The following is a 23,979-nucleotide window of genomic DNA, read 5'->3' as shown; positions in this document are numbered from 1 at the left end:
AGAACTCCTTCTGCCCCCACGCTGGTGCGCGGCGTCCTCGACGCATCCTGGTCGGGCGTGATGTCGGCGCCGTGTCGGCGAGGTTTCCCCGGGCGCACACGCCCGGACGGCCCGTGACGATCTCGCGACGGGTCCGCTGCGATGCTGGCCCCGTGGCACAGACGCCGAGGGTGGAGCTCGAGCAGCTCGAGGTCACCGACCTCGCGGAGCTGCAGGCCTGGCTCGCCGAGCACCACACCTCCGCGCCCGGCGTCTGGCTGGTGACGTGGAAGCGGAGCGCCGACCCCGAGCGGCACGTCGCGTACGAGGCCGTCGTGCGCGAGTGCCTGCGCGTGGGCTGGATCGACGGTCAGGCCCGGGGCGTGGACGAGGGACGCAGCGCCATCCGGCTGACCCCGCGCCGACCGGGCAGCGGCTGGGCGCGGACCAACCAGCAGCGGGTCGCCGAGCTGGAGGCGGCCGGGCTGATGCTGCCGCGCGGTCAGGCGGTCGTCGACGAGGCCCGGTCGAGCGGGGCCTGGACCTTGCTCGACGACGCCGAGACCCTGACCGAACCCCCCGAGCTCGCAGCGGCGCTCGACACGGACCCGGAGGCCCGACGGCAGTGGGACGCGTTCCCGCGGTCGCCCAAGCGCGCCGCGCTGGTGTGGCTGGGCAGCGCCAAGCGCGCCGCCACCCGCGAGAAGCGGGTGACCGAGATCGTCTCGCGCGCGTCCCAGGGCCTCCGCACGCCCTGACGCCGCTCCCTGACCCTGCTCTCTCGAACTTCTGACGTAGGAACGACACCAGAGGTGGTTTTCCGCACAGAAGTTTGGAGGGAGCGTCAGTCTCAGGTGACCGCGGAACGCACCTTGTAGCGGTCGTCGTCCCACGCCCGCGTGGCGAGGACGTCGGCCAGGATCTCTACGGCGTCGTAGACGTCGACGTGGCGCAGGTAGAGCGGGGTGAGTCCGAGCCGCAGGCAGTCCGGCTCGCGGAAGTCGCCGACCACGCCGCGGGCGATCAGCGCCTGGACGACGGCGTACGCCTCCGGGTGCGCGAAGGTGAGGTGGCTGCCCCGGCGCTCGTGCTCGCGGGGCGTGACGAGGGTGAGCTCGCCGCCGCACCGTTCCTCGACGAGGTCGAGGAACAGGTCACCCAGGGCGAGCGACTTGGCGCGGACCTCCTCCAGGTCGGCGCGCAGCGCGACGTCCAGGCCGCACTCGACGAGCGCGAGGGAGACGACCGGCTGGGTCCCGCCGAGGAACCGGGCCACGCCGGGCGCGGGCTCGTACACGTCCTCCATCGCGAAGGGCCGGGCGTGCCCCCACCACCCGGTGAGCGGCTGGCGGCTGCTCTCGACGTGACGCGGGTTGACCCACAGGAAGGCGGGGGAGCCCGGCCCGCCGTTCAGGTACTTGTACGTGCAGCCCACCGCGAAGTCGGCGTCGGCGGCGGTCAGGCCGATGGGCAGGGCGCCGGCCGAGTGCGCGAGGTCCCACACCACGAGCGCTCCGGCTGCGTGGACCTGCGCGGTGACCGCGGCGAGGTCCCACAGCGCGCCCGTGCGGTAGTTGACGTGGCTCAGCGTGACGACGGCCGTGGTGTCGTCGAGCGCCGCGGCGAGCTCCTCGGGGCTGTCGACCAGGCGCAGCTCGTGACCGCGGCCCAGCAGCTCGGTCAGCCCGTGGGAGATGTAGAGGTCGGTCGGGAAGTTGTCGCGCTCGCTCACCACGACCGTCCGGCGCGGGTCGGCGCTCGCCTGGAGCGCGAGGGCCGCGGCGAGGGCCTTGAACAGGTTGGCCGACGTGGTGTCGGTGACGACCGTGCTCCCCGGGCCGCCGCCGATCAGGGGAGCGAGCCGGTCGCCGAGCCGGACGGGCAGCTCCCACCAGCCGGCCGTGTTCCAGCTGGCGATCAGGTCCTGGCCCCACTCGCGCTCGACCACGGCGGCCGCCCGGGCGGCGGCCGCCTTCGGTCGCGCACCGAGCGAGTTGCCGTCCAGGTAGACCCCGGGCGGCAGCACGAACGCGTCGCGGAGCGCTGCCAGCGGGTCCGCCGCGTCGAGCCGTACGCAGTCCTCGCGCGTGATCAACCGACGAGGTCCGCGGCCTCGAGCCACGCGAGCTCGAGGTCGTCCTTCTCCGCGGTGGCCGCGTCGAGCTCGCGCTGCAGGTCGGCGAGCTTGCTGTAGTCCGCCGCCGCCTTGGCCATCTGCGTGTGCAGCGTCGCGATCCGCTTGTCGACCTTGCCGATCTGCGACTCGACCCGCGACATGGTCTTGCGGGCGGTGCGCAGGTCGGCGTTGGCGGTCGTGCCGTTCGACACCGGACCGGTCGGCAGATCCCCGGCGGCGGCCCGCTGGCGGCGCACCTCGAGGTACTGCTCGACGCCGCCGGGCAGCAGCACGCAGGTTCCGTCGCCCATCAGTGCGTACGTGACGTCGCAGACCCGCTCGAGGAAGTACCGGTCGTGGCTGACCACGATCAGCGTGCCCGGCCAGCCGTCCAGGTAGTCCTCGACGACGTTGAGGGTGTCGATGTCGAGGTCGTTCGTCGGCTCGTCGAGCAGCAGCACGTTCGGCTCCGCGAGCAGCAGGCGGAGCAGCTGCAGGCGGCGTCGCTCCCCGCCGGACAGGTCGTCGAGGCGGGTCGTCAGCTTGTTGCCGGTGAAGCCGAAGCCCTCGAGCAGGGTGCTGGCCGACACCTCGGTCCCGGTGGCGACGCGGACCTGGCGCTTGACGCCCTCGACCGACTCGAGCACGCGCTCGGAGCCGGTGAGGCCCTCGAGCTGCATGAGCGTCTGGCCGAGGTGGCCGATGTTGAGCGTCTTGCCCTGCTTGACCGTGCCCGAGGTCGGCTGGGCCTCGCCGTCGAGCAGGCGCAGCAGCGACGACTTGCCGGCGCCGTTGACCCCGACCAGGCCGATGCGGTCGCCCGGGCCGATGGACCAGGTGAGGTCCTCGAGCAGCACCTTCGGCGGCTCGCCGACCGAGAGGTCGACGTGCTTGAGGTCGAAGACGTCCTTGCCCAGCCGGCTGGTGGCGAAGCGCTGCAGCTCGAACCGGTCGCGCGGCGGCGGCTCGTCGGCGATCAGGGCGTTGGCCGCATCGATCCGGAACTGCGGCTTCGAGGTCCGCGCGGGCGGGCCGCGGCGCAGCCAGGCCAGCTCCTTGCGCAGCAGGTTCTTGCGGCGGGCGTCGGCGGCGCTGGCCTGCCGGGCGCGCTCGGCGCGGGCGAGCACGTACGCGGCGTAGCCCCCGTCGTACGCGTCGACGCGGGCGTCGTGGACCTCCCAGATGCGCGTGCAGATCGCGTCCAGGAACCACCGGTCGTGGCTGACGACGAGCATCGCGACCGAGCGGGCCTGCAGCGCGTTGAGCGCGTCGGCGAGCCAGGCGACGGCCTCGACGTCGAGGTGGTTGGTCGGCTCGTCGAGCACGAGCAGGTCGTGGTCGCCGAGCAGCAGCTCCGTCAGCGCGACGCGACGTCGCTCGCCGCCCGAGAGGGTGGTGAGCTCGGTGTCGAGGTCGACGTCGGCCAGCAGGTGCTCGACGACCGCGCGGGTGCCGGCGTCGGCGGCCCAGACGTGGTCCGGCTGGCCGTCGACGATGATCGAGCGGACGGTGGTCCCGGGCGGCACGTCGTCGGTCTGGATGAGGTAGCCGATCGACACCCGTCCCGTCCGCGTGACGCGGCCGGAATCGGGCTCGGCGGTCCCGGTGAGGATGCGGAGGAGGGTGGTCTTGCCGTCACCGTTGCGTCCGACGACGCCGATGACGTCGCCGCGGGACAGTCCGAGACTGACCTCGTCGAGCAGGGTGCGGGTGCCGAAGGTGATGGTGAGACGTTCGGCGTTGACGAGGTTGGCCATAGGAGGCCAAGTGTTCCACGTCGCGGGGGTGGCGGGTCGTCGCTGGACGGGGTGATGATGACGCGTGGCCGACTGGAACCAGCAGATCATCGAGGAGTTCCGCGCGAACGATGGCATCGTCGAGACCATGGGCTTCGGCCGCGGCCTCGTCCTGGTCCACCACCTCGGTGCCCGGTCGGGCGAGGAACGGATCAACCCCGTGGCGAACATCCGGGAGGACGACGGCTCACGGCTCGTCGCCGCCTCGGCGGCCGGGGCCGACAAGAACCCCGACTGGTACCACAACCTGCTCGCGCACCCCGACGTCACCGTCGAGACGCCGGACGGGGTGGAGCAGGTCCACGTGACCGACCTGCACGGCGCCGAGCGCGACGCCGCGTGGGCGCGGTTCAAGCAGATGTCCGACGGCTTCCGCGCGTACGAGGCGAAGACCGACCGGGTGATCCCGGTGCTCCGCCTGACGCCTCGCGGCTGACCTGCCACCCTGCGCTGGAGCCCGGCTCCCGCACGTCACAGTGCGGTGGCCGTGACGAGCGCGACACGGCCCGTCTCGTCACCGCGCCGCACCTCGAAGAGCACGTTGCCGGTCGGCTCGGTCGTAGAAGCGGTCTCGCCGGGGCGAGTGGGCACCGCCACCTGACCCAGGATGATCGCCGTCGGATTCTTGCTCTCGTCGAGGTCGACGCGCCGGATCAGGAGAAGGTCCGCGTCGAGGCCGCGGTCCCACCCGGTCGGCCGCGCCAGCTCGAGGTGGTAGTCCCAAGCCGGTTGCGCACGCAGGATCGCCAGGAGGTTGGCCCGCGCGCCGGCGTCGTCCGTGGCGGCGAGCGCGACCGTGGTCCCGCTGCCAGACCGCAACCAACCGCCGTCGTCGCGGAGCACCCGGTGCTCGTAGATCCAGCCGTTCTGCAGCAGGTGGGTGGCGCAGACGCGAGGGCCGAAGTTCGTGCCGTAGGTGTCGTCCCACGCGAGCGGTCGCTGGCTCATCAGGCAGCAGGGGTCGGCGTAGTCCTTGGTCAGACCGGGCGTGCGGTCGTGCTGCAGCCCGAAGCCGTGGCCCATCTCGTGGCACACGATGTCGGCGGCGTGCGGCGGGGTGAGCGTGGTGAAGCTGCCGGACGCGCTGCCGTCCAGCCAGAACGGGGCCCAGACCGCCCACGGGATGTCCTCCTGCGTCTTCCCGGGCGGGATCACCCCGTCCTTGGACCAGTTCTCGACGTAGACCGCGACGAAGCCGGCGAACGGCGAGGTGTCCACCCCGGTCGCGCGCAACGCGTCGATCCCGGCTTGGCACAGGCCGCGCCGTCCCGGCCCGGGCGGGGTCGTGGCGCCTGACCCGCCGGCCTGAGCCCGGGTCAGGGAGACCGTGACCCAGCCGAACACCTGCGACCCCCGCACGTCGATGTGGCCCAGCGAGGCGTCACGCCAGTAGTCGCCGACGCCGCCGGAGCGGTTCGCGAAGACGGCGCGGTAGAGCGTCTCCGCCGGCGCCTCCTTGGCTTGGTCCGCCGGCTCGCCCTTCAGCCGGCACAGGATGATGGCCCACGGCTTGGGCTCGTCGCTGCCCATCGACCGCACCACGCCGCGGGCTGACCCGGGCGGGGAGGGCGGGAAACGCCTCGCGAGGGCGCGCAGGCCGGTGTTCTCGTCCTTCGGGACCCGACCCGCGGCCTTCTGGATCTCGACGGACTGCCGGAGCGTGCTCACTGCAGCGTCACGAGGACGGGGATGAGGGCCCCGTCCCCCCGGGCGGGTGCCAGTGCCTTGCCGATCACGGCACCGAAGGCCCTGGTGGTGTCCGACACCCGCATCGCGTGCCCGGGCCGCGCAGAGGTGGTCAGCATGTCCCCGACCTCGACCGGGTCGGAGGTCGCGTCGACGAGGCAGTAGACCTTGCCCATCAGCGCCAGGCTCACGTGATGGTCGGTGGCGGTGGAGCCGTCGAGCACCACCCCGGGTCGGTAGCGTCCCGCTCCCGACACGACACCGACGGCGCGGCGGTCGTACGCGCTGGTGCACGGCTGGACCCGGCCCTCGTCGTCGAGGACCACCACCGTCCCGGGCGGCACCCCGTCGGAGGGCGCGGCGTCGAAGTTCTCGGCGTAGTCCGCCCCGGCCAGGACCAGGTCGCCCGTCACGACGACGTTCCCGTCGAACCACCCGGCGAGCCCGCCTGGGTTGTGCCCGGATACCGCCGCCGCTCGCGGGTTGTGGGTCACCGCGAAGACACCGTCGAACGTCTGGCTCTCACCGACGACCCCCGCATTGGTGTCGCTGTGCCCGTAGACGCCCTGGAAGTCGGTGCTGGTCCCGACGACCCCGCGGTGACCCTGTCCGACGACTCCGTCGCCGTTCTGGCTCGACCCGTGCACCCCCACCCCGGTGGTGCTCGCCCCGTCCACCCCCGTCCCTGCGTCGCAACGGCCGGCGGTCCCCACGCCCTGGCCCGCGTGCAGCCCGAGGACCCCGTTCGGTCCGCCCTTCGCCCAGCCCTCGAGCGCGTTGCCGAGCTCGGAGTCGGCACGAAGGCCCGGCATGGCGCGGCTGAAGGCGACCAACCCGTAGTCGCTGTCGCTCGCCGCGACCACGCCGCGCCCCTTCACGGACGTCCCTCGCAACGCGTTGCCGGTGTCGCTTCGCGCGTCGACCGCGAGCCCGCCGCTGGTGTTCACGGCGTGCACCGCGGTGGTCGCCCCGTCTGCCGACGTGACGTCGATGGGTGTGCCCACGATGGCTCCTCGTCCTGGATCTCTGCGGTGGCGCTCTGTCGCGCCGACCTCGACGAGCCCACCCTGACCCCCGCTCCCGCGCCGAGCCCGTGGTGTTGCATGATCGGCAACGCGTCTTGACCCGGGACGGACGAGTGGGGGCTCGCGGCCGGGTCGGGCTCGGAGGCGCGACGTGCATCTCGACCTGGACGGCCTGGCCGCCTTCCTCGTGGTCTGCGAGGAGGCCCACTATGCGCGCGCCGCTCGTCGGCTCCACCTCAGCGCCTCCGCCCTCACCCGCCAGGTGCAGCACCTGGAGCAGCAGCTCGGCACCCGTCTGATCGAGCGGGGACCGGCGGGGTTCGAGCGGCTGACGCCGGCGGGGGAGCGGCTGCGGGGTTCCGGACCAGCGCTGCTGGAGCACGCGCGGACGGTAGGACGCACCACGGCCGGCGGAGCCGGCACCATGACGCTCCGGGTGGGGTTGCCGGGGGCGGTGGGCGACTACCCCAGCCGACGGCTGCTGGACGGGCTTCGTGCCCGGGCCCTCGCCCGGCGTCCGTCGGTGCACCTCCGGTTCCTCGGCGTGCCGCTGCCCCTGCTCGACGAGAGCCTCGACCGCGAGCTCGTGGACGTCCTCTGGACCATCGAGCACGCGGCCCTGCGGCAGCACCAGACCGTTCTAGCCGCCGTCGAACGGGTGGGTCTGGTCGCTCGATCTCACCGGCTCCCGGGCAACGAGGTCGACGGCGGCGCTTTCGCCGAGCTGCCGTTGCTCCGCGACCCGACCGTCGACCGGGGCTGGATGGCACCGTGGGTGCTCGCTGATCTCCGACCGACCTCCGCCGCCCGCCTGGTCGATGTCTCCGCGCGGGGGGTGGCCGACGTGATCCGTGCCGTCGCCGAGGACCGCGCCGTCACCGTCGTCCACGCCCCCCAGGCCCGCTACTTGCCAAGCTGTGTGCGGACGGTTGCCCTGACGGAGGTGGCAGAGGTGCGCTACGTCGCCGCGCGCCGCGTGGACGACAGGCGCAGGGAGGTCTCCGACGTCATCGCCTTGATGCGGGAGTCCGCGGTCCGCGACGCGACGAGCGTCACGGTCGCCGTCGGTCGGGACCTGCTGATGCGACCCCGGGGGGACCGGCCGGGGGCCTAGCGCCCGCGGGTCGCCTGCTTCGAGGCGCGCGTGGGCATCGGGCCCTTGGGCATGCCGATGACGGGTCGGACGGCGTCGAGGGCCCGCAGGCGGGCCTTGAGGTCGGTGACCTGGTTGGGCTGCAGTGTCTTGGGGAGCTTGCGGATGCGGTCGGCGAGCTTGTCCAGGGGGACCTGGTTGGCCGCGTCGCCCATCATCAGCGTCGTGACGGGGACCCCGTACGCGACCCGCTCGTGCTTGCGCGCCTCGCTGCCGAGCAGCTGACGCGCCCGCGCCGGGTCGCCCTCGCCGATCAGCACCAGACCGCCAGGGCCGAGCGTGCGGTGCACGACGTCCTTCTGGCGCGTGGCGGCGACGACCGGCGTCGAGATCCACTGCTTCGGGAGCATCGACAGCGCGACCTCGCCGGAGCCGGTCTGGCCGGCGTACCGCTTGTAGGTCGCCCCCTTGGCCCGCCGTACGAGCAGCGCCATCGCCAGCAGGACGCCGAGCAGTGCGCCCATCACGATGGCGTAGACGACGTGGTCGACGAGCAGGCCGATGACGAGACCGACGACCACCGGCAGCAGGAACGTGCCCAGCAGCAGGAACGGGAGCTGGCGGTCGTACTCGTGGGTGACCTTGTACGCCTGCTGGATCTGCTTGAGGCGCCCCATGTCGGCGGGGTCGGTGCTGGTCTTGCGACGGAGCTTGGCGGCGGCGCGGGCCTGCTTGGCCAGCGCCTTCGCCTCCTTGGCGGTGGGCGTCACCGTCGTCGTCTTGCGGTCGGCCATCAGCGGGCAGCCCCCTCGGGCGAGAGGAGGTCGCGCGACTCGAGCGCCTCGCGGTAGAGCCGGCCGGCCCGGTAGGACGAGCGGACCAGCGGCCCGCTCAGGACCCCGGCGAAGCCGATCTCCTTGGCCTCCGCCGCGAGCTCGACGAACTCCTCCGGCTTGACCCAGCGGTCGACCGGGTGGTGCCGCGGCGAGGGCCGCAGGTACTGGGTGATGGTGATGATCTCGGTGCCGGCGTCGTGCAGGTCGCGCAGCGCCTCCGAGACCTCCTCGCGGGTCTCGCCCATGCCCAGGATGAGGTTGGACTTGGTCACCATGCCGGCCGCGCGGGAGTAGCGGAGCACGCCGAGCGACCGGTCGTAGCGAAAGCCGGGACGGATGCGCTTGAAGATCCGCGGCACCGTCTCGACGTTGTGCGCGAACACCGCGGGGCCTGCGGAGAACAGCTGGTCCAGGTAGTCGGTGTTGCTCGAGAAGTCCGGGGCCAGCATCTCGACGCCGGTGCCCGGGTTGAGCTCCTTCACCTTGCGGATCGTCTCGGCGTAGAGCCAGGCGCCCTCGTCGGGGAGGTCGTCGCGGCAGACGCCGGTGATGGTCGCGTAGTTCAGGCCCATCTTCTGCACCGACTCGGCCACGCGGAGCGGCTCGCCCGTGTCGAGATCGGCCGGCTTGCCGGTGTCGATCTGGCAGAAGTCGCAGCGCCGCGTGCACTGGTCGCCCCCGATGAGGAACGTGGCCTCACGGTCTTCCCAGCACTCGAAGATGTTGGGGCACCCGGCCTCCTGGCACACCGTGTGGAGCCCCTCGGACTTCACCAGCGCCTGGAGGTCGCGGTACTCCGGACCCATCCGCGCGGTCGTCTTGATCCAGCTCGGCTTCTTCTCGATCGGGACCGCGGCGTTGCGGACCTCCAGCCGGAGCATCTTGCGTCCCTCGGGCGTCACGGTCACCCGGTCACGATACCCGCACCCACGCACAGGAACCGTGGCTCTCAGGTGACGTCGCGACGCCGGAAGACGAGGACGCCGACGACGACGGAGACCACCGCGAGGGTGAGCCAGTAGAGGCCGCTGTGGGCGAAGGAGATGTGCTTCTCGACCTCGGTGTAGTCGCTGCCGTCGGCCAGGACGCTCCGGTACTGGGTGTAGGTCGTGCCGTGCTCCAGGAACGCGGTGAGGTTGAGCTCGGGCAGGTAGGGCGGCAGCCACGCGAGGGGCGCGTCGACGTCCGAGGTGAACGCGGACAGGACGGCGCGGACGAGGCCGTACGCCAGCGGGACCGCGATCGCCGCGACCGTGTGACGCGCGACGAGGGCGATGACGTAGCCGGCCAGACCGGCGAGGGCGACCAGGGCCACCGCACGTCCACCGGCGGCCGCGACGTGCCCGAGCCGGACGAGCGGCTCGCCGTGGTTGGACACCTGGGCCGCCGTGAGACCGAAGGTGGCGAACACGGCCACCGCTCCGAGCACCGTCGAGCCGAGCACGACGGCGATGCCCTTCGAGGCGAACACCTTGAGCCGCTGCGGCACGAAGGTGAGCCAGTTGGCCAGGGACCCGGTCGAGTACTCGGCGCCGATGAAGGACGCCCCGGCCAGGAAGCTGGCGAACATGGCCAGGTACGCGGCCGTGGTCACGCCCGCCTGGCCGACGACGTCGAACGGCGGCGGGGTGACCTGGTACTGCTCCGGCGTGGGGGCCGGGTCGTAGCTCTCGCACTCCTCCTGCGTGCCGCCGCCCTGCTGGACGCAGTCGGCGACGTTCGCGGCGTGGCTCTCCTGCCACTGCTGCTGCGCGGCCGCGTACGCCTGCGCCGCGTCGGCCTGCGCCGCGGCCGACGGGGCCACCTCGGAGCGGATGCCGAACTGGAACAGGGCGACGGCCGCGAGCACGACCACGGCCGCGACGATGCTGACCCGGCGCGACCGGAGCCGGAGGAGCTCCGTGGCGACGAGGCGGACGACGCCGGTCACGACCGGCCCCCGCTCCGGCGCGGGGCGCTCGGGGGGAGCGGGGCGGGTGGCGCGACGTGCGGGCCGCCCGCACCCAGGTGCTCCTCCGACGTGAGGCTGAGGAAGACCTCCTCCAGGTCGGGTCGCTGCCAGACCAGCTCGGCGAGGTAGATCTCGCGCTGGGCGAGGGTGCGGGTGACCTCCGCGGCGTTCAGGGCGGGGCGGCCGGCACCGGCCCGGACGAGCACCGTGCCGGGCGGGCCGGGTTCGGGGGCGAAGCCCGCCTCGAGCAGGATCCGGGCGGCGGTCGCCGGGTCGGGGACGCGGACGCGGACGGCCTCGGTGCCGCCGCGGGCGAGGATCTCGTCCACGTCGCCCTCGGCCAGCAGCCTGCCGCGGCCGATGATCGTGACCGTGTCGGCGACCTGCTGCACCTCGTTCAGGATGTGGCTGGAGACGAGCACCGTGCGGCCCGCGTCGGCCAGGCCCCGCATCGTCTCGCGGATCTCGTGGATGCCTGCCGGGTCGAGCCCGTTCGTGGGCTCGTCGAAGATCAGCAGCTCCGGGTCCTTGAGCAGCGTGCCGGCGATGGCCAGCCGCTGCTTCATCCCCAGCGAGTACGAGCGGAAGCGGTCGCCGCCGCGCTCGCCCAGGCCGACCTCGGCGAGCACCTGGTCCACCCGGGAGGCCGGGGCGCCGATGCCGCCGGCGAGCAGCTCGAGGTTGCGTCGGGCCGTGAAGGCCGGGAAGAACTTCGGCTGCTCGACGATCGCGCCGACGCGGTCGACCACGGCGGGCAGGTGCTCGGGGACGGGCTGGTCGAAGACGGTCATCGTGCCCGAGTCGGGCCGGATGAGCCCGAGCAGCATCCGGATCGTCGTCGTCTTGCCGGACCCGTTCGGGCCGAGGAAGCCGTGCACGCCGCCGCGCGGCACCCGCAGGTCGAGCCCCTCGACGGCCACGCGCCGGCCCTTGCGGGTGCGGTAGGTCTTGCGCAGCGCGGTCGTGGAGACCGCCAGCTCGGGGGCCCGGGCGTGGCGCGGGGGAGCGCTCGTGGTCATCGGCTCGCTTCTCGTCGGGGGCCGCTCACGGTAGCGGCGCGGCGACCTCAGGCTCTCGTGCCGCGCGGGCCCTGTCGTCGGTCCGCGGGCGGTCCCGGCGTCAGACCAGGGTCTGAGGACTACCGGACGGAGACGGTCAGGCCGTACGTCGTGCCGGCGGCGACCGGCTCGGGGAGGGAGGCCACGTCGGGCGTCCGGTCGTACGGCTCGAAGGCGAGGAGGCGCTCGAGGTGCGGCACGAGCACGTACGCCAGCGACGTCAGCGCCGGAGAGGTGCCCAGCTCGGCCGCGATCGAGGTGACGCCGGCGTCGGCGATCCCGCAGGGGACGATCCGGTCGTACGCCGCCAGGTCCGGGTCGGCGTTGAGTGCGAAGCCGTGCATGGTGACGCCGCCGGCCACGCGTACGCCGATGGCGGCGATCTTGCGCTCGGGGCGGCCGGTGGCGACGTCGACGGGCAGCCAGACGCCCGAGCGCCCGGCCACCCGGCCGGTCGTCAGCCCGAGCTCGGCGAGGGCGTCGATCAGGGCCTGCTCCAGGCGGCGCACGTAGTCGACGACGCCGAAGGCCTCGGGCAGCCGGACGAGCGGGTAGCCGACGAGCTGGCCCGGGCCGTGCCAGGTGATCTTGCCGCCCCGGTCGACGTCCACGACGGGGGTGCCGTCGAGGGGTCGCTCGTGCGGCTCGGTCCGCTTGCCGGCGGTGTAGACCGACGCGTGCTCGAGCAGCAGCAGGGTGTCCGGCGCCTGCCCGGCGACGACGTCGGCGTGGAGCCGGTGCTGCAGGTCCCAGCCGTCGCGGTAGTCGGTCAGGTCGCCGCCCAGGCCCAGGTAGCGCACGTCGAGGCTCACGTTCGCGAGTCTAGGACCGCGCCACGGGTGGGTCGTCCACGAGGCGCTGGTGCAGGACGTGGTCCTGCCAGCGCCCCGCGATGCGGATGTAGCGGGGCGCGACCCCGATCTCGGTGAAGCCGTTCTTCGCGAGCACCCGCCGAGATGCGTGGTTGTGCAGCAGCGTGCCGGCCTGGACGCGGTGCAGCCCGAGCTCGCCGAAGGCGATCGCCAGCACGGCGCGTACGGCGGCGGTGGCCACGCCGCGGCCCTGGTGGTCGACGTCGATCCAGTAGCCGAGGTGCGCGTTCTGGAAGGCGCCGCGGACCACGTCGTTGAGGTTCATCCGACCGACGGGCCTGCCGTCGACGAGCACGACGAACGGGTGCTGCTCGTCGCGGGCCTGCCGGGCGAGGGCCTGCGCCAGCCCGCGCTCCTGCCCGGCGGGGGTGAAGTAGTCCTCCGCGTGCACCGGCTCCCAGGGCGCGAGCGCCTCCCGGTTGCGCAGGACCAGATTGGCGAGCGCGGCCGCGTCCGCGGGCCGGACCAGCCGGACCTCGACCGACGGGGGCACGCGGTCAGGCGGCGGCGGTGGGGACGCCGCGCAGCGCCGTGGCGACCGTGCTGGTGACGTCCGGCGCCTGGAACACGTAGCCGTCGTCCAGCAGGCGCTGCGGCAGCACCCACATGTCGTTCAGCAGCTGGCCCGAAAGCTCGCCGAGCGCGGTGCGCAGGACCGCGGCCGGGGCCTTGAGCAGTCGCGGCCGGTGCAGCGCGCGGGCCAGGGCGTCGGTGAACTCCGCGTTCGTGCAGGGCTGCGGGATCGTCAGGTTGTACGGGCCGCGCGCGTGCGGGGTCGAGGCCGCCCAGCGCACGACGCCGAGGTAGTCGGCCAGGCTGATCAGCGGCATCCGCTGCGTGCCGTCGCCGAGCACGGTGCCGAGGCCCGCGCCCCAGGCCAGCCGCATCGGCAGGAACGGGCCGCCGCTGCGGTCGAGCACGGGGCTGGTCCGCAGGAAGACGACGCGGCCCCCGGCGTCGACGGCCGGCTGGGCCGCCTCCTCCCAGCGGGCGCAGACCTGGGCGAAGAAGTCGGGCGCGACTGGGTCGGCCTCGGTGTGCGGGGTCTCCGTGCGCCGACCGCCGTAGAAGGAGATCCCGCCGGCCTGGACGAGCACCGGCGCGTCCGCCCCGCGGGTGGCCAGCGCGCGGGCCAGGGTCGAGGTCGTCTCGACGCGCGAGGACAGGATCGCTTCGCGTCGCGCCTGCGTCCACAGCCCGGTGAACGCGGGAGCACCAGCGAGGTCCACGACCGCGTCGACGCCGTCGAGCACCGCTGGGTCGAGCTCGCCGCGCGCGGGGTCCCACCGGCGCTCGGCGAGCGCCGCCGGCTCCCGGCGGACGAGGCGGACGACCTCGTCACCGTCGGTCGCCAGCTGCACCCGGAGCGCCGTGCCCAGGAACCCCGAGGCGCCGGCCAGCAGCCAGGTGGTCACCGGGACGTCCTCCTGGCCCGCCGACCCCTCAGAACCCGAGCTCGGAGGCGAAGTCGCCGCCCTCGAGCCGGGCCTTGACCATGCTCAGGAACCGCGCGGCGTCAGCGCCGTCGACCAGGCGGTGGTCGTACGTCATCGACAGGTACATCATGTCGCGCACCGCGATGGTGTCCCCGACCCCGGGGACGGTCAGCACGACGGGCCGCTTGACCAGCGCGCCGGTGCCGAGGATGGCGACCTGCGGCTGGTTGATGATCGGCGTGTCCATCAGGGTGCCGGCCGAGCCGTAGTTGGTGATGGTGAACGTGCCGCCGCTGAGGTCGTCCGGCGTCACCTTGTTGGACCGGGTCCGCGAAGCGAGGTCGGCGATCTTCTTGGCCAGGCCGGCGATGTTCAGGTCGCCGGCGTCCTTGATCACCGGGACGAGCAGGCCCTTCTCGGTGTCCACCGCGATGCCGATGTGCTCGGCGTCGGGGTACGTGATGGTCCCGGCCTCGGTGTCGATCGTCGCGTTGACCTTGGGGAAGACCTTCAGCGCCTCGACCGTGGCCTTGGTGATGAAGGGCAGGTACGACAGGCTCGCGCCCTCGCGCCGCTTGAAGTCGTCCTTGGCCCGGGCCCGGATCTGCGAGATCGCGGTGAGGTCGACCTCGACCGTGGCGGTGAGGCTCGCGGCGACCTGCTGGGACTCCAGCATCCGGCGCGCGATCGTCGAGCGCAGGCGCGACATCTTCTCCGTCGTGCCGCGCAGGTTGCTCGGCTGGCCGGCCGGCGCCGAGGCGGCGGCGGGAGCCGGGGTCGACGCGGCGGCCGGAGCCGGGCTCGCCGCGGGGGCGGGCGGTGCGGCGGCCTGCTTCGCGGCCTCCTCCGCCGCCTGCTTGGCGGCCTCGGCGGCGGCGAGCACGTCCTGCTTGCGGACGCGGCCCCCGACGCCGGTGCCGGTCACCGTGCTGAGGTCCACGTCGTGCTCGCGGGCGAGCTTGCGGACGAGCGGGGTCACGTAGCCCTCGTAGTCGCCGGCCACCGGCGACGGCGCGGCGGTGCGGGCCGGACCGTGCTGCTCGGGCTGCGGGTCCTGCGGCGCGGGCGACGACCCACCGCCGAGGCGGCTGCGGTCGGCGTCGCTGAAGGACGGCGGCACGGGCTTGGTGTCGCTGGGCGAGGCCTGGGCGGCCTGCTGGCCCGGCTCGACCTTCGGCGGCGCGGTCTGCTGGGCGGGCTCGGCGGGCGCAGCCGGGGCGGCGGGCGCAGCGGGTGCGGCCGGAGCGGCGGACTTGTCGCCGATCACCGCCAGGACGGCGCCGACCTCGACGGACTCGTCCTCGGCCACGCGGATCTCGAGCAGCGTGCCCGCCGCGGGGGAGGGGATCTCGGTGTCGACCTTGTCGGTGCTGACCTCGAGGAGCGCCTCGTCGGCGGCGACCTCGTCGCCGACCTGCTTGAGCCAACGGGTGACGGTGCCCTCGGTGACGCTCTCGCCCAGGGCGGGCAGGCGGACCTCGGTGCCCTCGGCGGGACCGCTGCCGGCGGGCGCGTCGGACTGCGGGTCGGACTGGGAGGCCACGTCCGCGTCGGTGGACTGCGGGGTGGCGGCGTTCGACCCGGGGCCCTCACCGGTGGTGCCGGCGCTGACCGGGGTCGGGTCCTCGGCCTCGATCTCGGCGTCCGCGTCGTTCGCGGAGGAGGTCTCGGGCTCGGCGGCGGGCTCACCCGCCGGGGCGTCGGTGCCGCCGGAGCCGGAACCGGCCTCCTCGGCGCTGCCGATGACTGCGAGCACGGCGCCGACCTCGACGGTCTCGTCCTCGGCGGCCTTGATCTCGAGCAGCACGCCCGCCGTCGGGGACGGGATCTCGGTGTCGACCTTGTCGGTCGACACCTCCAGGAGCGGCTCGTCCTCCGCGACGGTGTCTCCGACCTGCTTCAACCAGCGGGAGACCGTCCCTTCGGTGACGCTCTCGCCCAGGGCCGGCAGGGTGACCGAAGTCGACATGGCGGTGTGGTGCTCCTTCTCGCGCGACGTTGGGCTCGGTCCGGCTGCACGACCGTGGGTCGGCAGCCCGACGGATCAGGCCCGGACGAGGTCAGCCTAGCGGTGCCCCGCCAGGCACCGCCGCGCGCCGGTGGAGGTCAGCGGTGCGCGTGCAGCGGGCGGCCCGCGAGGGCCAGGTGCGCCTCGCCCAGGGCCTCGTCCAGCGTCGGGTGCGCGTGCGGCAGCGACGCGACCTCGTCGGGCCAGGCCTCCCAGGAGGTGATGAGCTGCGCCTCGCCGATCAGCTCGCCGACCCGGGCCCCCACCATGTGCACGCCGACGACGGGCCCGTCGGTGCGCCGGACGAGCTTCACGAAGCCCGAGGTCTGGAGGATCTGCGCCTTGCCGTTGCCGGCGAGGTCGTACGTCTGGGTCTCGACGTCGCCGAAGCGGGCCCGTGCCACCTCCTCGCTCAGCCCCACCGACGCGACCTCGGGGTCGCAGTAGGTGACGCGCGGGATCTGCTCGTCGGGGACCAGGACCGGAGCGCGGTCGAGGCGGCCCGTGCGGTGCGCGACGTCCTCGGCCACGAAGATCCCGTGGGCGAAGCCGCGGTGGGCGAGCTGCAGCCCCAGGACCAGGTCGCCGACGGCGTACACGTCGGGCACCGAGGTGCGCAGGCGGTCGTCGACGGTGACGTAGCCGCGGTCGAGCGTCACGCCCGCCTCCTCGTAGCCCATCCCCGCGGAACGTGGACCGCGGCCGACCGCCACGAGGACGAGGTCCGCCTCCAGCGTCGTGCCGTCCTTGTCGTCGAGCGCCACCCGGACGCCGGTCGGGAGGGTCTCCACGGAACGCACCGGGCTCGCCGTGCGCACCGTGATCCCGCGCTTGCGGAACGCGCGCAGCAGGGCCGCCGACGCGGCCGGGTCCTCGCCCGGGACGAGGCGGTCGAGCGCCTCGACGACGGTCACCTCGACCCCGAAGGAGCGCCACGCGGACGCGAGCTCGACGCCGATCACACCGCCGCCGAGCACCACCGCGGACGTCGGCAGGGTCTGCAGGCGGATCGCGTCGGTGCTGGTCAGCACGCGTTCGCCGTCGGGCACCAGGCCGGGCAGGGACTTGGACTGCGAGCCGGTCGCCAGCACGACGTACGGGGCGGTGAGCGTGCGGCCGTCGACCTGGACGGCCGGGACGCCGTCTCCGGGCACCAGACGCCCTTCGCCCGTGACGACGGTGATCCCGCGGGAGGACACGAGCCCGGTCAGGCCCTTGTAGAGGCGGGCGACGACCCCCTCCGCGTACGACCGGACGCCGGCGAGGTCGATCTTGTCCACGCTGACGTGGACCCCGAAGCGGGCGCCGTCCCGGGCACCGTCGGCCACCTCGGCCGCGTGCAGGATCGCCTTGGTCGGGATGCAGCCGTAGTGCAGGCACGTGCCGCCGACGAGGTCACGTTCCACCAGGGCCACGCGCAGCCCGAGCTGCGCCGCCCGCAGCGCGCAGGCGTAGCCCCCGCTCCCCGCGCCCAGCACCACCAGGTCGTACGCGTCTTCGCTCATCCACCCATTGTCCGCCCGGGGCGGGACGGCCAGCCGGAGCGCTCGACCCGACCACCGCACGATCCGCGCCGGAGCGGAGCGGAGGCAATTAAACTCGGGTCATGGGTCTGTTCAGCCGCGCCAGGGGCAAGGTGCGACGCGGCGGTGCGTCGGGCAAGGTCGACGAGGCCACCACCACTCACCTGACGACCTTCGCGCGGAGCCGGCGCGGGGTCGAGGCCTTCGTGGAGCCGCAGACGTCGGTGACCCGGACGACCCTGCTGCTGGTGGCGTACGACGGCGAGTGGACCCGGCGTGTCGTGCCGTCGCCGCAGTGGGCGCACGCCTTCGCGGAGTCGCTCCAGATCCCCGGCTACGACGCCGCGGTGGTCGGCTACCCGCAGCGGATGCGCGACTACAACACGCGCAACAAGAAGCACCCCGACCTGCGCTGACGGACGCCCGGACGTGGCGCAGGCCACACCGCAAAGCCGCCCGATCAGTCCCGCCCCACCCAAACCTCAGTCCGGCCCGCTCCGAATCTCGACCAGTGCGGGCGTCCTTCGGGGGACTACCTGACAAGTCCTCGGCCCTCTGGGCCGCGCGCTCCGCACTCCGTGCCGGCGGGGGGCGTGCCAGGGGTGGGATGGCCACCTGGGCGCCGGGGCGCCGCCGGTGCGGTTCACTCGTGGTCCCGCCCGGCACCTCCCTCGAGGAGGTGCCGGGTGGTTGACCCGAGAGACGTGTGGGTGGAGGGCCGGGCGCACGACGCCGGGCCCCTTCCGGGGGCGGTCACCCACGCCGGAGCCGCGCTGGTCCAGGGGGGTCGGCGCGGCTCCTCCCGCCCGGTGTCTCAGCCGGCCAGCGTGCGCGCCAGCTCGACCAGCGTGACGACCCCGACCCCGGTGCCGCCCGCGCTGAAGGCGCCCTCGGCCGAGCCGGTGCGGAAGGCCGGACCCGCGATGTCGAGGTGGGCCCACGGCGTCCCGGCGTCCACGAACTCCCGCAGGAACGCGGCCGCCGCGAGCGCGCCGCCTGCCCGGTCGGTGCCCGACGAGCGGAGGTCGGCGACGGTGGAGTCGAGCTTGCCCCGCGTCTCCGGCGGGATGGGCAGCTGCCAGAACGGCTCGCCCGCGCGGTCGGCCGCGTCGAGCACGCGGCGCGCCGTGGGGTCGTCGGTCGCCATGACGCCCGCGGTCCGGTCGCCCAGCGCGACGATCGCGGCCCCCGTCAAGGTGGCCACGTCGACGACCAGGTCGGGGGAGTCGGCGTTGCTGCGGGCCAGCGCGTCGGCCATGACCAGACGGCCCTCGGCGTCGGAGTTGGCGTTCTCGACCGTCGTGCCGCCGTAGATCGTCAGCACGTCGGAGGGCCGGTAGGCCGAGCCGGACGGCATGTTCTCGGCGAGGGCGCCGTAGGCGGTGACCTGCACGGGGAGCCCGAGCTCGGCGATCGCCCACGTCGCGGCGAGCACGGCGGCGGCGCCGGCCATGTCGCACTTCATCGTGTACATCCCGTCGGCCGGCTTGAGGTTCAGCCCGCCGGTGTCGAAGGTGATGCCCTTGCCCACGAGGGCGAGGTGCGCCGTGGCGCCGCGCGGGCGGTAGGTCAGCCGGACGAGGCGGGGCGGGCGCGCAGAGCCGCCGCCCACGGCCATCAGGCCCCCGTAGCCCTGCGCGGCCAGCTCGGTCTCGTCCAGGACCTCGACCTTGAGCTTCGTCCCCTTGGCCAGGGTCTCGACCTCGTCGGCGAACGACTCGGGGTAGAGCAGGTTGGCCGGGACGTTGACCCACTCGCGGGCCGTGGCGACCGCGGTCGCCAGCACGCTCGCGACCCGGGCGACGTCCTCACCGGCGGCCGTACGGGCGTCGCCGTCGTGCAGCACCGCAATCGTGCCGATCTTGGCCGGGGTCTCCTTGGCGGTGACGCCGGCGTACGCGTACGTCCCCAGCAGGGCGCCCGCGGACACCGCCAGCGCCTCCTCGGCGGTCGTGGCGCCCAGGGCGACGACGACGTCGACGGTGGCCCCGTCCTCGGCCAGGCCGCCGGCCTGACGCACGCCCGAGGCGGCCGCGTCGCGCAGCGCCGGGGCGTCGACGCCGTCGGTGCCCAGCCCGACCACGACGACGCGGACGTCGTCGACGCCCGGCAGCGTGCGCGTGTGCCCGGCCTTGGCCGTGGCGCCGACCGAGGTCGCGAGCGCGGCGACGTCGCTGCCGAAGCGCGCCGCGTACGCCTGGTCGACCGCGGCCGGGACCGAGCGGACCCCCTCGGCGCCGAGGCCGACGACCAGGACCACCGGGCCTCGGGGCAGGGACGTCGCGAGGGTGAGCGTGGGCAGCACAGGAGTCGGCACGTCGGTCAGGCTAGTAGGTTCGCCTGCGATCGAACCGGGCCCCACGGACCCGGTTGACAGCGGCCGCGGAGGAGACCAGTGAGCACCGACGAGGCGACCGAGACGCCGCCCGAGCAGCTGCGGACCTCGCCGCTGCACGAGCGGCACGTCGCGGCCGGAGCGCGCTTCGCCGCGTTCGGCGGCTGGTCGATGCCGGTCGAGTACGCCGGCGGCGGCGTGCTCGCCGAGCACACCGCGGTCCGCGAGGCCGTCGGGCTGTTCGACGTCAGCCACCTCGGCAAGGTCGGCGTCACCGGGCCGGGCGCGCTCGCCTTCGTCAACACCGTCCTGACCAACGACCTCGGACGCATCGGTCCCGGGCAGGCGCAGTACACGCTGCTGGCCAACCCGGACGGCGGCGTGGTCGACGACCTGATCGCCTACCTGACCGGGCCCGACGAGCTGCTCCTCGTGCCCAACGCCGCGAACGCCGCCGCCGTGGCCGCGGACCTCGAGGCCGCCGCTCCGGAGGGCGTGGTCGTCCAGGACCGCCACCACGACCTCGCCGTCCTCGCCCTGCAGGGCCCGCGGGCCGACGCGGTGCTGACCGCCGCCGGGCTGCCGCTCGGGCTGGACTACATGGCCTTCGCCGTGACCGAGGTCGGCGGCGCGGAGGTCGTGGTCTGCCGTACGGGCTACACCGGCGAGCGCGGCTACGAGCTGCTCGTCCCGACCGCGGCGGCGCCGGCGGTGTGGGACGCGCTGGTCGCGGCCGGCGCGCCGTCAGGCCTGCGACTCGCCGGGCTCGGGGCCCGCGACACGCTGCGGACCGAGATGGGCTACCCGCTGCACGGGCAGGACCTGTCCTCCACGATCACCGCCGTGCAGGCCCGGCTGGGCTGGGCCGTCGGGTGGTCGAAGCCGACGTTCCAGGGTGCGGAGGCGCTGCGCGCGGAGAAGCAGGCCGGGCCGACCCGGGTGCTGCGCGGCCTGCGCGCCGACGGGCGCGGCATCCCGCGCGCCGGCATGGTCGTGCGCGACCCGGACGGGTCCGAGGTCGGCGTCGTGACCTCCGGCACGTTCTCGCCCTCGCTGAAGGCCGGCGTGGCGCTCGCCCTGCTCGACGCCGCGGTGACCGAGGACGACGAGGTGACCGTGGACGTCCGTGCCCGGCGCGAGCCGTTCCGCGTCGTCCGTCCGCCCTTCGTCCCGTCCCACGTCCGGTGACCGCCGTCGACACCCCCCGGACCGGGCGTACGCGGACCCGGGTGGCCCACCTGGTGCTGCTGCTGGCCGGGCTGGTCGTGATCGGGTACGCCCTCACGCTCGGCGGCTCGCCCGCGCTCCGCTGCCACGACGCCGTCATGACGCCGGGCTCGGTGTGCCTCAAGGCCGACGGGTCGGAGGGCCAGACGTACGAGCAGCGCATCGCCACGCGCCGCTCGGCGCAGCCCGTCGTCGCCGGCCTGGGCGTCCTGATGGCCGGGTTCGGCGGAGCGCTGCTGGTCGCCGACCTGCGGCGCCGCCCGCGGGACGGTCGGCCCTCAGCGGTCGAAGACGCAGGCTGAGTCGTCGGTGAGGGCGACCGCGAGGCGGCGCCGTTGCAGCGCGTCGAGGTCCGTCGGCGGGTCGTCGGCCCGCCGCCACGCCACCTCGAGGCTCTCGTCGTCACCGACCGCCGCCTCGCCGCCCAGGTAGCGGCAGCGGAAGGTCAGGCTGACGAACTGGCAGACGTCGCCGTTCGGGTAGGTGATGGGCGGGTCGGTGGTGACCAGCGCGAGCCGTTCCGCCTCGGCCTCGACGCGCAGCTCCTCGAGGACCTCGCGCACGACCGTGCTCCCGGGCTGCTCGCCCGGCTCGACGATGCCCGACGGCAGCGCCCACAGGCCGTTGTCCGCCCGACGCCCGTACAGCACCTCGGGCGTCCCGGCCTCGTCGTGACGCACCACGACCGCCGTCACCCCGGTGAGGAAGAGCGGGTCGTGACCGACCCCGCGACGCAGCTGCAGGATGAACTCGGGCACCGGCACGAGAGGGACCCTACGCAGGTCCCGCCGAGCGTCAGCCGGGGTCGGGCTCCAGGCTCATCGGCCCGTACACGAAGCGGTCGCCGTCGTAGAGGCTGACCGCGTGGACGCCGGACGCGAGCAGGTCGGGGTAGACCTCCCCGAGCCAGCTCTCGGCCTCGCCCTGGGACGGGAACTGCTCGGTGCCCACCGGGCGGGTCGGGCCCGAGCCGCGGGCCCCGGCGGGTCGGTCCGACCGCCAGTGCCACTCCAGCAGGTCGTCCTTGCTCGCCATCCGGCTCAGTACTTCTCGCCGCGCTTGACGCGGGGCTGCGGGATGCGGAAGCGGCGGATCTGGATGGCCCGGTTGGCGCCGTAGAAGAGCAGGCCCTTCGTGGTGGTCCCCGGCAGGCGGGCGGCCAGCACCTTCTTGTAGCTGCGCCACATCAGGAAGAGGTCGAAGATCACGGCCAGCACGTACGCGTACATGACGACCGTGCCGATCGCGGCGGCGCGGGGGTAGATCGTGTTGAGGAAGCTGGTCGCGAGGATCAGCACCAGGGCCGGCAGCAGCACCTCGCCGATGCTGAAGCGGGCGTCGACGTGGTCGCGCATGAGCGCCTTCGCCGGCGTGTTGTCGCGGGCCGCCATGGCCTGCATGCGCTCGCTGCGGTTCTGCCGCGAGGCGAGGGCTCGGGACTCCTTCTTGCTGTACGTCTGCGTCACGCGCTGGCGGCGCGCGGCCTCCGCCTCCTTGCGGCTCGGCGTCGGCCCGGGCTTGCGGCCCGAGGGGTCGCGGACCGCGGGCTCGGGGGTCGTGGGCGTCGTCGCCGTGGACCCGTCGCTCGTCCCGCGTCGGAAGATTGCCACTGACTGCCTCTCGCTCGTCCCCGCGCCGCTCGCGGGTGGTGAGGACCGCACCGCTGCAGGCCGTCCTGACCCTTGATCCTCCCAGGGTTCACCCCGGAAACCGAAACCCCGGGGCCCGCGCACGACCGGGCTTCCCGCGCCGGAGATACGGTGGGGGCCTGTTCGCGCGGAGGGTTCGTCGAACGTCCCGCACCGCTCCTCGGCCCAGGAAGGACCTCCGAGACCAACATGGCCGGCATCTTTCAGCGCATGTCCCTGATCTTCCGAGCCAAGGCGGACAAGACCTTGGACAAGTACGAAGACCCGCGGCAGACGCTGGACTACTCCTACCAGCGTCAGCTCGAGCTCCTGCAGAAGGTGCGTCGCGGGGTGGCCGACGTGGCGACCAGCCGCAAGCGCATCGAGCTGCAGGCCAACGGGCTCAGCACGCAGTCCGACAAGCTGACCCAGCAGGCGCAGAAGGCGCTCGAGGTCGGCCGTGAGGACCTGGCCCGCGAGGCGCTCACGCGTCGTTCCGGGATCCAGCAGCAGCTCACCGACCTGCAGGCGCAGCACGCGCAGCTGCAGGGCGAGGAGGAGAAGCTCGTCCGGGCCAGCCAGCGGCTGCAGGCCAAGGTCGACGCCTTCCGCACCAAGAAGGAGACGATCAAGGCGACGTATTCCGCCGCCGAGGCGCAGAGCCGGATCGGCGAGGCGTTCTCGGGCATCAGCGAGGAGATGGGCGACGTCGGCCTCGCGGTCCAGCGGGCCGAGGACAAGACGCTGCAGCTGCAGGCGCGCGCCGGCGCGATCGACGAGCTGCTCGCTAGCGGCGCGCTCGACGACGCGACCGGGACGCAGAAGGACGACATCACCATGGAGCTCGAGCAGCTCGCGTCGACCTCCGACGTCGAGAACGAGCTCAGCCGGATGAAGGCGTCGATCGGCGGCGGTCCCGCCGGCGGCACGCAGGCGATCGGCGGCGGCCAGGCGTCGGCGCTCGAGGGCCAGCCCGCCCCGCAGGCGCCGGTCGCGGCCACCGACTACCAGAGCCAGCCCGCAGCACCGGTGCAGCCGGCCCAGCCGAACGCGGGGGACCTCCGATGATCGTCCGCATCCTCGGCGAGGGTCAGTGGGACGTGCCGGCCTCGGCCGTCGACGGGCTCAACGCCCTCGACGACCAGGTCGAGCAGGCGGTCGCGCAGCAGGACGAGGACCAGCTGGCGCACGCGCTGGCCGAGCTCCTCGCCGAGGTGCGCTCGCTCGGCACGCCGGTCGCCGACGACCAGATCGTCGACTCCGAGCTGATCCTGCCGGACGTCGGCTCCAGCCTCGCCGACGTCGAGGCCCTCCTGGCCGAGTCCTCCGAAGGCCTCATCCCCGGCTGACGCCGTACGGGTTCTTCCACGGCCGAGTGCGCGCAGATCGTGAGCATCGCCCTCCGCGGCG

General features: G+C 73.8%; 25 protein-coding genes. 8 read left to right on the top strand and 17 right to left on the bottom strand.

Going from position 1 to position 23,979, the window contains the following annotated elements:
* Window positions 1-152 precede the first annotated feature (152 nt).
* Window positions 153-737, top strand: a complete 585-nt coding sequence (locus FHX39_RS22265) for a YdeI/OmpD-associated family protein (RefSeq protein ID WP_198423444.1) — start codon at window positions 153-155, stop codon at window positions 735-737.
* A 92-nt stretch (window positions 738-829) separates the two neighbouring features.
* Here the strand turns inward: FHX39_RS22265 and kynU are convergent, their stop codons facing one another.
* Window positions 830-2,074, bottom strand: a complete 1,245-nt coding sequence (gene kynU, locus FHX39_RS16710) for a kynureninase (RefSeq protein WP_183340275.1) — start codon at window positions 2,072-2,074, stop codon at window positions 830-832.
* The gene (locus tag FHX39_RS16705) at window positions 2,071-3,852 is read right to left on the bottom strand and encodes an ABC-F family ATP-binding cassette domain-containing protein (protein WP_183340272.1); all 1,782 of its coding nucleotides are present in this window, start codon (window positions 3,850-3,852) and stop codon (window positions 2,071-2,073) included. The genes kynU and FHX39_RS16705 overlap by 4 nt, the downstream gene beginning before the upstream one ends.
* 64 nt (window positions 3,853-3,916) lie before the next feature.
* Here FHX39_RS16705 and FHX39_RS16700 point away from each other — a divergent pair, with 64 nt between their 5' ends.
* Complete coding sequence (locus FHX39_RS16700; protein WP_183340270.1) at window positions 3,917-4,327, top strand: nitroreductase/quinone reductase family protein; 411 nt, start codon at window positions 3,917-3,919, stop codon at window positions 4,325-4,327.
* A 35-nt stretch (window positions 4,328-4,362) separates the two neighbouring features.
* Here the strand turns inward: FHX39_RS16700 and FHX39_RS16695 are convergent, their stop codons facing one another.
* Both FHX39_RS16695 and FHX39_RS16690 read right to left on the bottom strand, forming a co-directional pair.
* Window positions 4,363-5,559 carry a metallopeptidase domain-containing protein gene (locus FHX39_RS16695; protein WP_183340268.1) on the bottom strand — a complete coding sequence of 399 codons (1,197 nt, stop codon included), beginning with the start codon at window positions 5,557-5,559 and terminating at the stop codon, window positions 4,363-4,365.
* Complete coding sequence (locus tag FHX39_RS16690) at window positions 5,556-6,581, bottom strand: hypothetical protein (protein ID WP_183340266.1); 1,026 nt, start codon at window positions 6,579-6,581, stop codon at window positions 5,556-5,558. The genes FHX39_RS16695 and FHX39_RS16690 overlap by 4 nt, the downstream gene beginning before the upstream one ends.
* A gap of 172 nt (window positions 6,582-6,753) precedes the next feature.
* Between FHX39_RS16690 and FHX39_RS16685 the strand changes: the two genes are divergently transcribed.
* Window positions 6,754-7,716, top strand: a complete 963-nt coding sequence (locus FHX39_RS16685) for a LysR family transcriptional regulator (protein ID WP_183340264.1) — start codon at window positions 6,754-6,756, stop codon at window positions 7,714-7,716.
* Here the strand turns inward: FHX39_RS16685 and FHX39_RS16680 are convergent.
* The 9 genes from FHX39_RS16680 to lpdA all read right to left on the bottom strand — a co-directional run bounded on the left by FHX39_RS16680 (window position 7,713) and on the right by lpdA (window position 17,361).
* Window positions 7,713-8,489, bottom strand: coding sequence for a DUF4191 domain-containing protein (locus FHX39_RS16680; RefSeq protein ID WP_183340262.1), 777 nt, complete (start codon window positions 8,487-8,489; stop codon window positions 7,713-7,715). The genes FHX39_RS16685 and FHX39_RS16680 overlap by 4 nt on opposite strands.
* Window positions 8,489-9,412 carry a lipoyl synthase gene (gene lipA, locus FHX39_RS16675; protein ID WP_198423973.1) on the bottom strand — a complete coding sequence of 308 codons (924 nt, stop codon included), beginning with the start codon at window positions 9,410-9,412 and terminating at the stop codon, window positions 8,489-8,491. The genes FHX39_RS16680 and lipA overlap by 1 nt, the downstream gene beginning before the upstream one ends.
* A 68-nt stretch (window positions 9,413-9,480) precedes the next feature.
* Complete coding sequence (locus FHX39_RS16670) at window positions 9,481-10,461, bottom strand: ABC transporter permease subunit (protein WP_183340258.1); 981 nt, start codon at window positions 10,459-10,461, stop codon at window positions 9,481-9,483.
* Window positions 10,458-11,501, bottom strand: a complete 1,044-nt coding sequence (locus FHX39_RS16665) for an ABC transporter ATP-binding protein (protein ID WP_183340256.1) — start codon at window positions 11,499-11,501, stop codon at window positions 10,458-10,460. Before FHX39_RS16665 ends, FHX39_RS16670 begins: the two co-directional genes overlap by 4 nt.
* A 119-nt stretch (window positions 11,502-11,620) precedes the next feature.
* A complete protein-coding gene (lipB, locus tag FHX39_RS16660) occupies window positions 11,621-12,352 on the bottom strand; it encodes a lipoyl(octanoyl) transferase LipB (protein WP_183340255.1) in 732 nt (243 codons plus the stop codon).
* Between the two features lie 10 nt (window positions 12,353-12,362).
* A complete protein-coding gene (locus tag FHX39_RS16655) occupies window positions 12,363-12,905 on the bottom strand; it encodes a GNAT family N-acetyltransferase (protein WP_183340253.1) in 543 nt (180 codons plus the stop codon).
* A 4-nt stretch (window positions 12,906-12,909) separates the two neighbouring features.
* On the bottom strand, window positions 12,910-13,827 hold the full coding sequence (locus FHX39_RS16650) for a TIGR01777 family oxidoreductase (protein ID WP_183340252.1): 918 nt from the start codon (window positions 13,825-13,827) through the stop codon (window positions 12,910-12,912).
* A 28-nt stretch (window positions 13,828-13,855) separates the two neighbouring features.
* Window positions 13,856-15,817 (bottom strand): 2-oxoglutarate dehydrogenase, E2 component, dihydrolipoamide succinyltransferase, encoded by a 1,962-nt coding sequence (gene sucB, locus FHX39_RS16645; RefSeq protein ID WP_183340249.1) that lies wholly within the window; start codon window positions 15,815-15,817, stop codon window positions 13,856-13,858.
* A gap of 137 nt (window positions 15,818-15,954) precedes the next feature.
* Entirely contained in the window at window positions 15,955-17,361 is a 1,407-nt protein-coding gene (gene lpdA / locus FHX39_RS16640) for a dihydrolipoyl dehydrogenase (protein ID WP_183340247.1), read from the bottom strand.
* 101 nt (window positions 17,362-17,462) lie between these two features.
* Between lpdA and FHX39_RS16635 the strand changes: the two genes are divergently transcribed.
* Window positions 17,463-17,795, top strand: coding sequence for a hypothetical protein (locus FHX39_RS16635; RefSeq protein WP_183340245.1), 333 nt, complete (start codon window positions 17,463-17,465; stop codon window positions 17,793-17,795).
* Between the two features lie 398 nt (window positions 17,796-18,193).
* Here FHX39_RS16635 and FHX39_RS16630 read toward each other — a convergent pair whose 3' ends face one another.
* Complete coding sequence (locus tag FHX39_RS16630) at window positions 18,194-19,696, bottom strand: leucyl aminopeptidase (RefSeq protein ID WP_183340243.1); 1,503 nt, start codon at window positions 19,694-19,696, stop codon at window positions 18,194-18,196.
* 78 nt (window positions 19,697-19,774) lie between these two features.
* Here FHX39_RS16630 and gcvT point away from each other — a divergent pair, with 78 nt between their 5' ends.
* Window positions 19,775-20,902, top strand: coding sequence for a glycine cleavage system aminomethyltransferase GcvT (gene gcvT / locus FHX39_RS16625; protein ID WP_332836886.1), 1,128 nt, complete (start codon window positions 19,775-19,777; stop codon window positions 20,900-20,902).
* Window positions 20,899-21,243 (top strand): hypothetical protein, encoded by a 345-nt coding sequence (locus FHX39_RS16620; protein ID WP_183340241.1) that lies wholly within the window; start codon window positions 20,899-20,901, stop codon window positions 21,241-21,243. Before gcvT ends, FHX39_RS16620 begins: the two co-directional genes overlap by 4 nt.
* On the opposite strand, the gene FHX39_RS16615 is transcribed toward FHX39_RS16620, so the two are convergent.
* The 3 genes from FHX39_RS16615 to FHX39_RS16605 are packed head-to-tail and all read right to left on the bottom strand — an operon-like array spanning window position 21,220 to window position 22,551.
* Window positions 21,220-21,705 (bottom strand): NUDIX hydrolase, encoded by a 486-nt coding sequence (locus FHX39_RS16615; protein ID WP_183340239.1) that lies wholly within the window; start codon window positions 21,703-21,705, stop codon window positions 21,220-21,222. The genes FHX39_RS16620 and FHX39_RS16615 overlap by 24 nt on opposite strands.
* A gap of 31 nt (window positions 21,706-21,736) precedes the next feature.
* A complete protein-coding gene (locus tag FHX39_RS16610; protein ID WP_183341725.1) occupies window positions 21,737-21,976 on the bottom strand; it encodes a hypothetical protein in 240 nt (79 codons plus the stop codon).
* Between the two features lie 5 nt (window positions 21,977-21,981).
* Window positions 21,982-22,551 (bottom strand): DUF3043 domain-containing protein, encoded by a 570-nt coding sequence (locus FHX39_RS16605; protein WP_183340237.1) that lies wholly within the window; start codon window positions 22,549-22,551, stop codon window positions 21,982-21,984.
* 228 nt (window positions 22,552-22,779) lie between these two features.
* On the opposite strand from FHX39_RS16605, the gene FHX39_RS16600 reads away from it, so the two are divergent.
* Together FHX39_RS16600 and pspAA are read left to right on the top strand one after the other, a co-directional pair.
* Complete coding sequence (locus tag FHX39_RS16600; RefSeq protein ID WP_183340235.1) at window positions 22,780-23,637, top strand: PspA/IM30 family protein; 858 nt, start codon at window positions 22,780-22,782, stop codon at window positions 23,635-23,637.
* The gene (gene pspAA / locus FHX39_RS16595; RefSeq protein ID WP_183340233.1) at window positions 23,634-23,918 is read left to right on the top strand and encodes a PspA-associated protein PspAA; all 285 of its coding nucleotides are present in this window, start codon (window positions 23,634-23,636) and stop codon (window positions 23,916-23,918) included. The genes FHX39_RS16600 and pspAA overlap by 4 nt, the downstream gene beginning before the upstream one ends.
* Window positions 23,919-23,979: the final 61 nt, after the last annotated feature.

It is taken from the genome of Microlunatus antarcticus (assembly GCF_014193425.1).
GTDB lineage: Bacteria > Actinomycetota > Actinomycetes > Propionibacteriales > Propionibacteriaceae > Microlunatus > Microlunatus antarcticus.
The sequence above is the reverse complement of the archived record's forward strand: the minus strand, read 5'-3'. Positions and strand labels throughout refer to the sequence as shown.